Raw genomic sequence first — 12,651 nt, forward strand, 5'->3', positions numbered from 1 at the left:
AACAATTTTCCTGCCCACCAGGCAGGACCATCGCTCACCGCATTGGGCAACGTTTAAAGCAACTCACGTTCGACGCAATGCGGCAGCAAGACACCTACACGGTGTGCCTTGTCGCTGTTCGGCCGAGGGCGTCGCTTGCCGCGCCTTCGCCGGGCAGGCTCGCGATCGCCCTTGCGGCCGCTCGCCAGGTGTTTCGGCTGCGTCATCGGGGTTTGCCGCCCATCGCATTCCGCGGAAACGGCCTTCATGCAGCCATGACTGTCCGTCATGAATACGCTGTCAAGGAGAAAGGACGAAGACGATGCAAGAGACAGAATTCTTTCAGCTATCGGCGACAACCGCCATCCTGCTGCTCGCGGGCTTCTATGGCGCGACGTTCCTCATGTCGCTGTTCATCGGCGAGAAGAACGAGAACGTCGACGGCTACATGGTGTCGAACAACGCGGTCGGCTTCGGCCTGTCCACGGCCAGCATGATCGCCACCTGGATCTGGGCCGCGTCGTTCTACGCCAGCGCCACCTCGGGCTACAAGTACGGACTGTCCGGCCCCCTGCACTACGGCTTCTGGGGCGCGCTGATGATTCTCTTCATCTATCCCTTCGGCAGGCGGTTCCGCCAGCTCGCGCCCAAGGCCCATACGCTGGCCGAGGTCATCCACGCGCGGCACGGCACCTCCAGCCAGATGATCATGGCGGTATCCAACATCGTGGGGAGCTGTATCAGCCTCATGGTGAACTTCACCGCGGCCGGCGCGCTGGTCTCCATCCTGAGCCCGCTGACGTTCATCCAGGGCGTGCTCATCGCCGGCCTGGGCGTGTTGTCCTATACGCTGTGGTCGGGCTTCCGCACGTCGGTGATGACCGACTTCGCGCAGCTCGCCGCGATGATCATCGCGGCAGTCATCATCATTCCCCTGATCTTCTTCAACGCCGGCGGCCCCGACGTGCTGCAGGCCAATATGTGGCGCCTGGACTCCGAGCAGGCCGACTTCTATTCCACCAAGGCGATCCTGGAACAGGGCGCTCCCTACTTCGTGGCGGTGCTCGCCTACGCCATCGGCAACCAGACAATCGCGCAGCGCCTGTTCGCCGTGCGCGAAGACCTGATCAAGCCGACCTTCCTGACCGCGACGGCCGGATACGGCGCCGTCGTGATCGGACTGGGCATGCTGGGCCTGCTGGCGCTCTTCGTCGGCCTCGAACCGGCCAATGGCGACATGAACAACATCATTCCCCAGATGGCGTCCACCTACCTGCCGCCCTTCGGCATCGCGCTGTTCTTCCTCCTGGTGGTCGGCTCGCTGTCGTCCACCGCGGACTCCGACCTGGCGGCCCTGTCGGCCATCGTCATGACCGACCTCTACGCCAAGAACCTTGCGCGCGGCCGCCCGGATCCGCGACGCATGCTCTGGTGGGGCCGCGCCACCATGATCGTCGCCACGATGGTCGGCGTCATCTTCGCCAGCCTGCGGCTGGACATCCTGGTCATGCTCGTCTTCGTCGGCGCGCTGTGGGGCGCCATCGTCTTCCCCGTGATCGCCAGTTTCTACTGGGACCGCGTGGACAACCGCGCCTTCGTCTGCTCGGTGCTCAGCGCCGTGGCGCTGTTCACCGTGGTGCGCTTCGAACTCATCCCCATCGAGGGCGCCGTCGCGGTCTTCTTCGAGATCTGCGCGGCCATCGGCGGCGGCGTGGTCCTGGGCCTCATGACGTTCGGCTTTTTCGGCCGCAAGGCGGCGATCGCCGTGGGCGCGGCCGGCGTGGCCGTCATGCTGCCCGCCTTCATCGGGGCGTTGCGCGAGTACATCGTCCTGATGGGTTCCCTGACCGCCTATGGCGTCAGCGCGGCGGTGTGCGCGGGCCTGAGCCTGCGCAACACGCAGCGGTTCGATTTCGCCCTCCTGGCCGACCGCGTGACCTCGTTCCACCGCGAGCAGGAAACGCAGGCCCGCCCCTCCGCGTAGCGCCCCGCCGTCCTGCCCGCCAAGGGCTGATCCATCCACGCGAACAAGGAGACCGATATGTGGTTGACGTTGTACTTCCTGGTCTGGCCGGCCATCTCCGCCCTCATCCTGGCGATTCTTTGCGTAACGCTGTGGCAGGACATCCGCGCCGCGAAACGCAGCGGAAAATCCATGATCTGACCCCATGAATACCGGCCGGGCGTTCCGGCCGCTTGACCTTGACATCGTTGGAATCTTTATAGTGCGAGCCATCCACAGGAAATTCCCAGTTTTCAAGGAGCGGCAATGAGTTCCAGCCCAGCAGACAGCATCGCGGTCAGCCTGCCGATCGAAGGCATGACCTGCGCGTCCTGCGTCGGTCGCGTCGAAAAGGCCCTGAAGGCCGTCCCGGGCGTAGCCAAGGCCAGCGTGAACCTGGCGACCGAACGCGCCGACATCACCTTCGCCGGGACGCCCGACGTGGCCGCCGCGGTCCAGGCCGTGCAGAAGGCCGGCTATGCCGTGCCGGAAACCGGCATCGAACTGTCGGTCGCCGGCATGACCTGCGCGTCGTGCGTGGGCCGGGTCGAAAAGGCCCTGAAGGCGGTTCCGGGCGTGAGCGGCGCGACGGTCAACCTCGCCACCGAGCGCGCCCACGTCACGGCCGCGGGCGGCGTCGCGGCCAGCGCCCTGGTCCAGGCGGTGGCCAAGGCGGGCTACGAGGCCCGGGTCCTCTCGGGCGAATCCAGCGATACCGACGCCGTGGCCGAACGCCAGGCCGCCGAACTGAAGGCGCTCAAGCGCGCGCTGGCGGTCGCCGCGCTGTTCGCGCTGCCCGTGTTCATCCTGGAAATGGGCGCCCACATGGTGCCGGCCTTCCACCACCTGATCGCCGACACCATCGGCACGCAGAACAGTTGGTACATCCAGTTCGCGCTGTCCACCATCGTGCTGTTCGGCCCCGGGCTGCGCTTCTTCCAGAAAGGCGTTCCGGCGCTGCTGCGCGGCGCGCCCGACATGAATTCCCTGGTGGCGGTGGGCACCTCCGCCGCCTATGCCTATTCGGTCGTCGCCACGTTCGCGGCGGGCCTGCTTCCGGCCGGCGCGGTCAACGTCTATTACGAGGCCGCGGCGGTCATCGTGGCGCTGATCCTGCTGGGCCGCTACCTGGAGGCCCGCGCCAAGGGCAACACCTCCGAGGCCATCAAGCGCCTGCTCGGCCTGCAGGCCAAGACGGCCCGCGTCGTCCGCGACGGCGCGGCCATGGAGATCGCCATCGAGCAAGTCATCGCCGGCGACCTGATCGAGGTCCGGCCCGGCGAACGCATCCCGGTGGACGGCGCGGTGGTGGAGGGCAGCAGCTTCATCGACGAATCCATGATCAGCGGCGAACCCGTGCCCGTCGAGAAGACGCCCGGCTCCGAAGTCGTGGGCGGCACCGTCAACCAGAACGGCGCGCTGACGTTCCGCGCCACCAAGGTCGGCAACGACACGGTGCTGGCGCAGATCATCCGCATGGTCGAACAGGCGCAAGGCTCCAAGCTGCCGATTCAGGCCCTGGTGGACCGCATCACCATGTGGTTCGTGCCCGCCGTCATGGCGGCCGCCGCGGTCACCTTCGCCATCTGGCTGGCGTTCGGGCCGACGCCCGCGCTGACCTTCGCGCTGGTCAACGCGGTGGCGGTGCTGATCATCGCCTGCCCGTGCGCGATGGGCCTGGCCACGCCGACCTCGATCATGGTGGGCACGGGCCGCGCCGCGCAGATGGGCGTGCTGTTCCGCAAGGGCGAAGCGCTCCAGTCCCTGAAGGACGCCAAGGTCGTGGCCGTGGACAAGACCGGCACACTGACCAAGGGCCGCCCCGAACTGACCGACCTGATCGTGGCGCCGGGATTCGAACGCGCCGCCGTGCTGGGCAAGGTGGCCACCGTCGAGGCGAAATCCGAACACCCCATCGCGCAGGCCATCGTGGAAGCGGCCCGCGGGCAGGGCATCGCCCTGGGCGCCATCTCACAATTCGAATCGATCACGGGCTTCGGCGTGAAGGCCGACGTGGACGGCGCCCGGGTCGACATCGGCGCCGACCGCTACATGCGCGAACTGGGCCTGGACGTGGACATGTTCGGCGCGGACGCCGCGCGGCTGGGCGATGAAGGCAAGACGCCGCTGTACGCCGCGGTCGATGGACGGCTTGCCGCCATGATCGCCGTGGCCGACCCCATCAAGGACACCACCGCCGCCGCCATCCGCGCGCTGCACGGCCTGGGCCTGAAGGTCGCCATGATCACCGGCGACAACCGCCGCACGGGCAACGCCATCGCCCGCCAGCTCGGCATCGACGAAGTCGTCGCCGAGGTGCTGCCCGACGGCAAGGTCGAAGCCGTGCAGCGGCTGAGGAAGCAATACGGCCCGATCGCCTATGTGGGCGACGGCATCAACGACGCGCCGGCGCTGGCCGAGGCCGACGTGGGGCTGGCCATCGGCACCGGCACGGACATCGCCATCGAGGCCGCCGACGTCGTGCTGATGTCCGGCGACCTGGGCGGCGTGCCCAACGCGATCGGCCTGTCCAAGGCCACGCTGCGCAACATCAGGCAGAACCTGTTCTGGGCGTTCGCCTACAACGTCGCCCTGATCCCGGTGGCGGCGGGCCTGCTGTACCCGGTCAACGGCACTCTGCTGTCGCCCGTGTTCGCGGCGGGCGCGATGGCCCTGTCCAGCGTATTCGTGCTGAGCAACGCGCTGCGGCTGCGCCGCTACGCGCCGCCCTTCGCGGCCGCCGCCTGAGGCCGGGGCCCCGGCCCCCTTACTGGCCTTTCCCCTTCGGCGCGCTGGCCACCAGCGCGTCGAACCGCTTGTCCAGTTCGGCGAGCGAATCCTGGATGTGGGCGCGGCGCGCCTTGATCCAGGCGTCCTGCGACGCAAGCTGCTCGCGCGCCTCCTTGATCATGCGGTCCATCTCGGCCGGCTGCGGGCCGCCGGCGGTGGCGCGGTTCTTCACGATGGCCACCGGATCCAGGGTGGAACGGAATTCCGCCTCGCTCATCGGCAGTTCGGCGCCGTACTTCGAATCCTTCATCGCATCCGCATAGATGCGGCGAGCCTGTTCGTACGGGAAGTCCAGCGGCTTGATGTTGTTGGTCTTGGCGTAGGTCACGACTTCGGACGCGAAATGGTGGCCGTCGCGAAACGGCAGCTTGTACTTGCGCATCAGCACGTCGGCCAATTCCTGCGACGCCGTCCAGTCGCTGTTCAGCTCTTCGAGCGCGCGGTCGGGGCTGATGACCATGGCCTTGAGCACCCGGTTCCAGCGCTTGAGCGCCGAAATGCCGGCGTCCACCATGGCGGAGTTCTGCTTCACGTCCTTGGGGTCGCTCATGCCCGGGGTGATGTTGTGCGTCTGGATGACCGGTCCCATGGCCAGGGTCACCGCGGTCGACGCGTCGCTGCGGGTATCGTTCAGCAGGCCGGGATTGCGCTTTTGCGGCATGGCGCTGGACACGTAGGTATTGCCGCCGCCTTCCTCCAGCAGGATCCAGGGGCGCGGCTGGGCGTACTGGGTCATCACGTCTTCCACGAAATTACCCGTGCGCAGCGCGATGCTGGTGACGATGGAGGCCACTTCGACGGGCTGGTCCATCGACGAAATCTGCGACGCGTCGTAGGCGTTGTCCACCAGCGCCTCGAAACCCAGGTACTGCGCCATGCGCTTGCGGTCCAGCGGCCAACTGGTGCCGTTCAGCACCGTGGTGCCCATCGGCGAGCGGTCGATGCGCACATAGGCCTCGCGGATGCGCTGCGCGTCGCGCGCCAGGCCGGCCGCCTGCCCCAGCAGGTAGTGCCCGTAGCTGTTCGGCTGCGCGGCCACCCCGTTGGTGTAATTCGGCACGATGGTGCCGGCGTGCCGGGCGGCCAGCTCCACCAGGGTCGTGGACGTGGCGTTCAACTGGTCGGCCAGTTCCAGCAGCTTGTCGCGCAGGATCGCGCTGCGGTAGGTGGCGTGCATGTCCTGGCTGGACCGCCCCGCGTGCAGCAGCGTCACGTCCTCGCCCGCGGCCTTGATCAAGAGCGGCTCGAACGTGATGACGCTGGCCGGGCGCTTGGCGCCGGGCTGGTTGCCATCGCCGATCACCTTGGCCACGCCCGCGGCCAGGCGCGGCGCCATGGACTTGTCCAGCAATCCCTCGTCGGTGTTGATGACCGCGGTGGCCTTGTTGATCTCGCCCAGCCAGAAGAACGGATCGCGCGGCACGGGGGCCCCGGCCTGCGCCGGCTGGGCCGACGCGGCCTGGGCGCCGAGCGACAGGGCAAGGGCCGCGCCCAGGGTGGAAAGTAGATGTCTCATGGCGTTCTCGTTATAGGGGGGAAAACGCAGTGTATCGGCGCGGCGGCCGATGGAAAATACCGGATTTCACGGAGTGGGCGCCTTGCGCTTGCCGTCCGTGGTTCGCACAGTGGTCTGCCCATCCTTCCAAATGTGGCATGAAACGACCGGCCGCATCGCTCCTAGACTACCCGTTCGCGTCCGGCTGCCCCGCCAGCCGGCTCCCTCCTACGAACGCGGAGCGATTCATGAAAGCACTGCCGGCCGGCCTTCGACCCGCCGATTTCTTTTCCCCCACCGTCGCGGCCCTGATCTCGGTGCTGGTGAACTATGGCGGGACCTTCGTCCTGGTCTTCCAGGCCGCGGAGCTTGCCCGGCTATCGCCGGCCCAGACCGCGTCCTGGGTATGGGCGGTGTCCATCGGCGTCGGCGTCACCGGCGCGCTGCTGAGCTGGCGCTACAAGGCGCCCATCATCACGGCGTGGTCGACGCCCGGCGTGGCCTTCCTGGCGACCGTGATGCCCTTTACTCCCTACGGCGAAGTCATCGGGGCCTACGTGGTCTCGGCGCTGGGCTTCGTCGTGCTGGGCCTGTCCGGCGCCTTCGAAAAGCTCGTCCGCATGATTCCGGGCGGCATCGCCGCGGGCCTGCTGGCCGGCATCCTGCTGCAATTCGGCGTCAATGCCTTCGGCGGCGCCGCGGCGGATCCGGTGCTGGTGATCGTGCTGGTGATCTCCTACGCGCTGCTCAAGCGCTTCACATCGCGCTTCGCGGTCGTCGGCATCCTGGTCATCGGCCTGGGCCTGCTCATCGCGCAGGACCGGATCGACTTCTCCGCCATCCATCTCAGCCTGGCCGCGCCGGTCTTCGAAATGCCCCGGTTCTCGCCGCAGGCCCTGCTGGGCGTCGCGCTGCCGCTGTTCATCATCACGCTGACGGGGCAGTACATGCCCGGCATGCTGGTGCTGCGCAACGACGGCTACCGGACCAGCGCCAATCCCATTCTCACCGTGACGGGCCTGGGCTCCCTGGCCATGGCGCCGTTCGGCGCGCACGCCTTCAACGTCGCGGCCATCACCGCGGCGATCTGCACGGGCAAGGACGCTCACGAGGACCCCGCCAAGCGCTACCTCGCGGGACTGGCCTGCGGGCTGTTCTACATCCTGGTGGGCACGTTCGGCGTCACGCTGGCCACGCTGTTCATGGTATTGCCCAAGGCGTTCATCACGACGCTGGCCGGCCTGGCGCTGCTGGGCGCCATCGGCGGCAGCCTGGCCAACGCCATGGCCGATGCGCGCACCCGGGAAACCGCGCTCATCACCTTCCTGGCCACCGCCGCCAACGTCACGATGCTGGGCGTGGGCGGCGCGTTCTGGGGGCTGGTGGCCGGCCTGACCGCGCATGTGCTGATCCACGGCGGCCAGGCCGCGCTGGCGGACGGCGCGGCCAAGCCCTAGCGGCCCGGCGGCGGTTTCCCGCCCAGCGCGTGGGCCAGGCGCTGCATGGCGGCTTCGATCTCGTAGGCCGTCAACGAGGCGTAGCCCAGCAGCCAGCCCTGCTGCTTGGGGTCGCCGGTGTACAGCCGGCTGAGCCCGGGCAGGCGCAAGCCGGCCGCGGCCGCCTGCCGGATGGTTTTCTCTTCGGACCATCCGCGTTCCAGCAGGCAGGGTATCTGCAAGCCGCCCGGCGGGCGGACGGCCATCGCGATGCCGCCCAGGTGCCTGCCGATGGCTTCCAGCAATGCCTGCCTGCGCCCGGCGTACAGCTTGCGCATCGCCCGGACGTGGGAGTTGTAGTGCCCGTCTTCCATGAAGCGCGCCAGCGTCAGTTGGAGGATCTGCGGCGTATGGCCGTCCATGATGCTGCGCGCGCAGGCGAACGCGCCGACCAGTTCCTGCGGCAGCGCCATGTACCCCATCCTGAGGCCGGGATAGAGCGTTTTGCTGAAGGTGCCGAGATAGAGAGTCCGCTGGTGCCGGTCCAGGCCCTGCACGCACGCGGTGGGCAGGCCGTCGTAGTGGAATTCGCTGTCGTAGTCGTCCTCGATGATCCACTTGCCGTTCTCCGCGGCCCAGCCGGTCAGCTCCAGGCGGCGCGCCAGCGATAGCGTGGCGCCCGTCGGATACTGATGCGACGGCGTCACGTAGACGCAATTGGCGCCGCTTCGGTCCGCCCGCAGCAAATCGGTGCGGATGCCGTGCGCGTCGACGTCGATGGGCACGATCCTGGCCTCGGCGGATTCGAATGCCTTCCTTGCGCCGAAGTAACCGGGGTTCTCCATCAGGATCGGCTTGCCCGCGTCCACGAGCAACTGCGCGCACAGGAACAAGGCCTGTCTCGCGCTGCTCAGGATCAGGATCTGCCCGGGCGAGACCTTGGCCCCGCGCTCCAGGTTCAGATACGCGGCAATGGCCTTGCGCAGCGGCTCGGCGCCCTGGGGATCTCCGTGTAGCAGGACATTGGCGCGGTAGTCCTTCAGCACCTGGCGCTGCAGGCGTTCCCAGACGTCGGTAGGGAAATTCCGGGTTTCCGGCAGGCCGGTGGCGAACGCCTTGATCGATTGCTGGTCGGCGACCCCGCCGCTGTCCAGGATGGTCCGGCCGCGCCGGCTCAGGCCCGTCCCCGGCTCCGCCGGGCGGCGTACCGGGTCCGTTTTCCGGCGCCCCGCCCCGCGCAGTTGGATGGCCACCGAATCGGACACGTAGCTGCCCGAACCTTCGCGGCGGACGATGTAGCCGTCGCGATGCAATTGCACGTAGGCGTTTTCGACGGTATCGCGGGCCATGCCCAGCGACTTCGCCAGGACGCGGGTCGCAGGCAGTTTCACGCCCGGGCCCAGCGCGGCGTCGAGTATCAGCGCGCGCAGCGCCCGCTGGACGCGCCGGTGCAGGTCCAGGCGCTTGAACTCCGCGTCGTTCAAACGAATCTTCAGCGTCTCGAGCTCGAACGTCTTCGCCATGCGGTCTGCCCAATGTCATGAAATTGGCTTTCCAGGACCGGCCATTCTATCCGCGGGCCCTCGCGGGCGCCACGCAAGCACTCGGCCCGGGCCCGTCAGCGCAACCTCAGAGCGCGTCCAGCCAGATGCCGATCGCCAGCCCGGCGCTGCGCGCCAGCGACGGGCCATGCCTCTCGGCGTCCCGCCGGATGGCCGCGGGGTCGATGCCATGGCGGCTCAGTTCGCACGCGTGGCCGATCAGCCATTGCTCGATCCTCGACGCGTCCGCTTCCAGGTGGAATTGCAGGCCCAGTATCCTGGGCCCCAGGGAGAACGCCTGGTTGGGAAAGCCCGGCGTCTCGGCAAGCCGGCGCGCGCCCGCGGGGATGCCGAACTGATCGCCATGCCAATGCAGCACCGGCACGGACTGGACGGCCCGCAGCGGCGATGCCTGGCCGTCCGCCGTCAGCGTCAACGGCGCGTAGCCGATTTCCGCGCGTCCGGCCGGCGCGACCTCGGCGCCCAGGGCCGCGGCCATGAGCTGCGCGCCCAGGCAGATGCCCAGGGTCGGCCTGTCCCGCCGCAACCGCTCTCCGATCGCGCGCAGCTCCGCCTTCAGAAAGGGATAGCGGCCGGTCTCGTACACACCGACCGGCCCGCCCAGGATCACGGCAAGATCGGCGTCGGCCAGCGCCGCGGCGTCTATCGCATCCACGCCCGCCTCCAGGTACTGCACGGTGTAGCCCCGCTCCGCGAGGGCGGGCGCCAGGATGCCGAGGTCTTCAAAAGGAACGTGGCGGACGGCCAGGGCGAGGCGGCTCATTCCAGGACCTCCGAGCGGCGGCAGGCGTCGCGGTCCAAACCGCCCGGCAGGCGCGACGCGATGTCCCTGCTGTCGTCCAGCCCGGCGGTGGCGGCCGATTCGAAATGGCCGATCAGCCGGCCATGGCGCTTGATGACGAGTCGGTAAACCGGCATGGGTCGGTTCCTGTGGCGGTATGTCGCCGGCGGCGCTCAGGCGGCCGGACCGGAGCCGGGATCGGCCGGCCAGTAATAGGAATCGGGCGTATTGCGGGCGCCGAAAATCGCCTGCCCGACACGGACCACGGTCGCGCCTTCCTCGATGGCGATCTCGTAGTCGCCGGACATGCCCATCGACAGTTCATCCAGGCCGATGCCCTGGGGGGCCTCCTGGCGCAGCCGGTCGCGCAGCGTGCGCAACAGGACGAAGCACTGCCGCACCCGCGCCGCCTCGGCGGAAAACAGCGCCAACGTCATCAGCCCGCGCACGCGCAGCGCCGAAAAGGCCGGCATCCCGCGCAGGAACGCCGCTGTCTCGTCCGGGTGCAGACCGTATTTGCTGGCCTCGCCCGAGGTATTGACCTGCACGAACACGTCCAGCTCACGGCCTTCGGCCTGCAGCCGGCGGTCCAGCGCCTCGGCCACCCTCAGGCTGTCCAGCGCCTGGAACTCGGCCGCGTAGCGCGCGACCAGCTTGGCCTTGTTGGTCTGAAGATGGCCGATCACCGACCACTTCAGGTCGGTCAGGTCGGCCATGGACTCCCACTTCCGCGACACTTCCTGCAGCTTGTTTTCGCCGAGGTAGCGGCAGCCCGCCGCGTAGGCCAACCGAATGCGCGCCTCTTCCACGGTTTTGCTCACGGGCAGCAGGCGCACGCTTGCGGGATCGCGTCCGGCGCGTTGGCACGCGGCCGCGATCCGGCCGTTCACCGCGGCCAGGTTGCGGCGGAAATCCTCGACCGACTCGGCCTTCGGCCACTGGCCGTGCCGGTCGTGCTGCGTCTGCGTGCCGCCGCCCTGGCCCCGCGTGACTTCGTCCATGCCTGCACCTCGCGTGGGGACGGAACGCGCGATGAAAGCGATTCCGCGTCCGCCTCTCAGTTTGTCATAGGTCAAATATTATCATGGCCTATCAAGATGAACGCAACCGGCCGCCCATACCGCCCTCGGCCGCAAGACCGGCGCCAACGCCGAGGAAATGTCCGCCACTCAGGGCGGCAATGCCGCCGACCCCAAGACCGCCGCGACGCTGCGCTTCGCGCTGCAACTGGTCGAGGCCCGCGCCGGCCTCGCCCGGCCAGGCGCCCGGGGCCGGCCGGAGCGAGGCATCTTGCAGTGCGATCGGGCCCTAGCCCAGGCTTTGCCGGATGTCGCGGGCGAGGTCCCGGCACTGGGCGGGTTCGATGCTGGAAAGCGTGATGCGCAGCCCCCCGACCGGCTCCTGGACGCCGAAGGCGTCGCCATGGCGCACCAGCCAGCCGCGATGGGCGAGGGCCAAGGCCACCGCCTGGCCGTCGGTGTCCAGCGGCACCCAGAGGTTGAAACCGTCGCCCTGCCCCGCGCAGGGCACGCCCTGCGCCCGCAAGGCATCCTCCAGGACCTGCCTGCGCCGGGCATAGTCCTCGCGGGCCCGCGCCATCTGCCGGGCCACTTCGGGCCGGCCGAGCGTGACCTCCACCATGTCCTGCAGCAGATGGCTGACCCAGCTCGTCCCCGACGCCAGCCGCAGCCGCAGTTGCCGGGACGTCGCGGCGTCGCTCGCGACCATGGCCATGCGGACGTCGGGCCCCAGGGCCTTGGTCAGCGAACGGACCAGCGCCCACCGCTGCGCGCCCGCCGGCAGCACCGAGTGGTATTCCGTGTTGGACAACAGGGCAAAGTGGTCGTCCACGATGACCATGACGTGGGGATATCTGGCCAGAACCCGCGCCAGCGCCCGAGCGCGCTTGGCGCTCAGGCTGCAGCCCGTCGGATTGTGCGCGCGCGGAGTCAGGATCACGGCCTGCGCGCCCTTGCCCAGCGCGGCCTCAAGGGCCTGGGCCTGCATCCCCTCGGCGTCGACCGGCACCCCGACCGCCAGCAGGCCGGCGATGCGCAGCAAATTGATGCTGCTGAGAAAGCAGGGATTCTCGACCGCCACCTTGTCGCCGGCGACCAGGTGCGAACTGAGCAGCCGTTCGATGGCGTCCACCGCGCCATGGGTCAGGTTGACCTCGAAGGGCGCGAGGCAGTCCGGCGCGAACCAGGCCCGCGCATAGTCTTCCAGCCCCGCGTTGACGGTGGGTTCGCCGTAAAGCCGGGGCCGGTAGGGCCGCAGGGCGAGCGCGGCGGTGAGGTCCGGCAGCCAGGCCGGATTCGGGTTGCCGCTGGCCAGGTCCACGAGCGGCGAGTTCGACAACGCGCCTTCCTGCTCGCCCGGGCCGGAGGGCTCGCGGATGATGGTTCCCAGGCGCCCCTGCGTCGCGGCGATGCCGGCCGCCGCCAGCCGCTTGTAGGCCGCGGCAACGGTGTTGCGGTTGATGTCCAGCTCGGCCGCCAGGTCGCGCACGGGCGGCAGGACCTGGCCCGGCCGCAACTGCCCCGACTGGCGCAGCGCGCGCACGCAGTCGAAGATTTCGGCGGCGGTCTTTCCTTGTATTTTCATAT

Annotated in this window: 10 protein-coding genes and 1 pseudogene; 5 read left to right on the plus strand and 6 right to left on the minus strand. The window is 68.6% G+C overall.

Annotated features, from left to right (window positions below; translation table 11 throughout):
- Positions 1-301 precede the first annotated feature (301 nt).
- The 3 genes from AVE30378_RS07190 (at position 302) to AVE30378_RS07195 (ending at position 4,729) form a co-directional block, all read left to right on the plus strand.
- The gene (locus tag AVE30378_RS07190; protein WP_129240093.1) at positions 302-1,963 is read left to right on the plus strand and encodes a sodium:solute symporter family protein; all 1,662 of its coding nucleotides are present in this window, start codon (positions 302-304) and stop codon (positions 1,961-1,963) included.
- Positions 1,964-2,020: 57 nt separating this feature from the next.
- Positions 2,021-2,143, plus strand: coding sequence for a putative transporter small subunit (locus AVE30378_RS32790; protein ID WP_244234988.1), 123 nt, complete (start codon positions 2,021-2,023; stop codon positions 2,141-2,143).
- Positions 2,144-2,248: 105 nt separating this feature from the next.
- Positions 2,249-4,729, plus strand: coding sequence for a heavy metal translocating P-type ATPase (locus tag AVE30378_RS07195; RefSeq protein ID WP_129240094.1), 2,481 nt, complete (start codon positions 2,249-2,251; stop codon positions 4,727-4,729).
- Positions 4,730-4,748: 19 nt separating this feature from the next.
- Here the strand turns inward: AVE30378_RS07195 and AVE30378_RS07200 are convergent, their stop codons facing one another.
- On the minus strand, positions 4,749-6,287 hold the full coding sequence (locus AVE30378_RS07200; protein WP_129240095.1) for an argininosuccinate lyase: 1,539 nt from the start codon (positions 6,285-6,287) through the stop codon (positions 4,749-4,751).
- Between the two features lie 227 nt (positions 6,288-6,514).
- On the opposite strand from AVE30378_RS07200, the gene AVE30378_RS07205 reads away from it, so the two are divergent.
- Positions 6,515-7,723: a benzoate/H(+) symporter BenE family transporter gene (locus AVE30378_RS07205; protein ID WP_129240096.1), complete on the plus strand. Its 1,209-nt coding sequence runs from the start codon at positions 6,515-6,517 to the stop codon at positions 7,721-7,723.
- Here the strand turns inward: AVE30378_RS07205 and pdxR are convergent.
- The 4 genes from pdxR to AVE30378_RS07225 form a co-directional block, all read right to left on the minus strand.
- On the minus strand, positions 7,720-9,225 hold the full coding sequence (gene pdxR / locus AVE30378_RS07210) for a MocR-like pyridoxine biosynthesis transcription factor PdxR (protein WP_129240097.1): 1,506 nt from the start codon (positions 9,223-9,225) through the stop codon (positions 7,720-7,722). The two genes, AVE30378_RS07205 and pdxR, sit on opposite strands and share 4 nt — an antisense overlap.
- Positions 9,226-9,331: 106 nt before the next feature.
- Positions 9,332-10,027, minus strand: coding sequence for a glutamine amidotransferase (locus AVE30378_RS07215; RefSeq protein WP_129240098.1), 696 nt, complete (start codon positions 10,025-10,027; stop codon positions 9,332-9,334).
- The gene (locus AVE30378_RS07220; protein ID WP_208742360.1) at positions 10,024-10,182 is read right to left on the minus strand and encodes a hypothetical protein; all 159 of its coding nucleotides are present in this window, start codon (positions 10,180-10,182) and stop codon (positions 10,024-10,026) included. Before AVE30378_RS07220 ends, AVE30378_RS07215 begins: the two co-directional genes overlap by 4 nt.
- Positions 10,183-10,218: 36 nt before the next feature.
- Positions 10,219-11,046, minus strand: a complete 828-nt coding sequence (locus AVE30378_RS07225) for a YggS family pyridoxal phosphate-dependent enzyme (RefSeq protein ID WP_129240099.1) — start codon at positions 11,044-11,046, stop codon at positions 10,219-10,221.
- 109 nt (positions 11,047-11,155) lie between these two features.
- On the opposite strand from AVE30378_RS07225, the pseudogene AVE30378_RS32795 reads away from it, so the two are divergent.
- Positions 11,156-11,287, plus strand: a pseudogene (locus tag AVE30378_RS32795) (carboxymuconolactone decarboxylase); the annotation flags it as partial.
- A 66-nt stretch (positions 11,288-11,353) separates the two neighbouring features.
- On the opposite strand, the gene ptsJ reads toward AVE30378_RS32795, so the two are convergent.
- Positions 11,354-12,649, minus strand: coding sequence for a MocR-like B6 salvage transcription factor PtsJ (gene ptsJ, locus AVE30378_RS07235; RefSeq protein ID WP_129240100.1), 1,296 nt, complete (start codon positions 12,647-12,649; stop codon positions 11,354-11,356).
- Positions 12,650-12,651 lie beyond the last annotated feature (2 nt).

It is taken from the genome of Achromobacter veterisilvae, from assembly GCF_900496975.1.
Taxonomy (GTDB): Bacteria; Pseudomonadota; Gammaproteobacteria; order Burkholderiales; family Burkholderiaceae_B; genus Achromobacter; species Achromobacter veterisilvae.

Coding starts and splice junctions, on each gene's coding strand:
- AVE30378_RS07190 (WP_129240093.1), top strand. CDS start 302: ATGCAAGAGACAGAATTCTTTCAGCTATCGGCGACAACCGCCATCCTG.
- AVE30378_RS07220 (WP_208742360.1), bottom strand. CDS start 10,182: ATGCCGGTTTACCGACTCGTCATCAAGCGCCATGGCCGGCTGATCGGC.
- AVE30378_RS32790 (WP_244234988.1), top strand. CDS start 2,021: ATGTGGTTGACGTTGTACTTCCTGGTCTGGCCGGCCATCTCCGCCCTC.
- AVE30378_RS07215 (WP_129240098.1), bottom strand. CDS start 10,027: ATGAGCCGCCTCGCCCTGGCCGTCCGCCACGTTCCTTTTGAAGACCTC.
- AVE30378_RS07205 (WP_129240096.1), top strand. CDS start 6,515: ATGAAAGCACTGCCGGCCGGCCTTCGACCCGCCGATTTCTTTTCCCCC.
- AVE30378_RS07195 (WP_129240094.1), top strand. CDS start 2,249: ATGAGTTCCAGCCCAGCAGACAGCATCGCGGTCAGCCTGCCGATCGAA.
- pdxR (WP_129240097.1), bottom strand. CDS start 9,225: ATGGCGAAGACGTTCGAGCTCGAGACGCTGAAGATTCGTTTGAACGAC.
- AVE30378_RS07225 (WP_129240099.1), bottom strand. CDS start 11,046: ATGGACGAAGTCACGCGGGGCCAGGGCGGCGGCACGCAGACGCAGCAC.
- AVE30378_RS07200 (WP_129240095.1), bottom strand. CDS start 6,287: ATGAGACATCTACTTTCCACCCTGGGCGCGGCCCTTGCCCTGTCGCTC.
- ptsJ (WP_129240100.1), bottom strand. CDS start 12,649: ATGAAAATACAAGGAAAGACCGCCGCCGAAATCTTCGACTGCGTGCGC.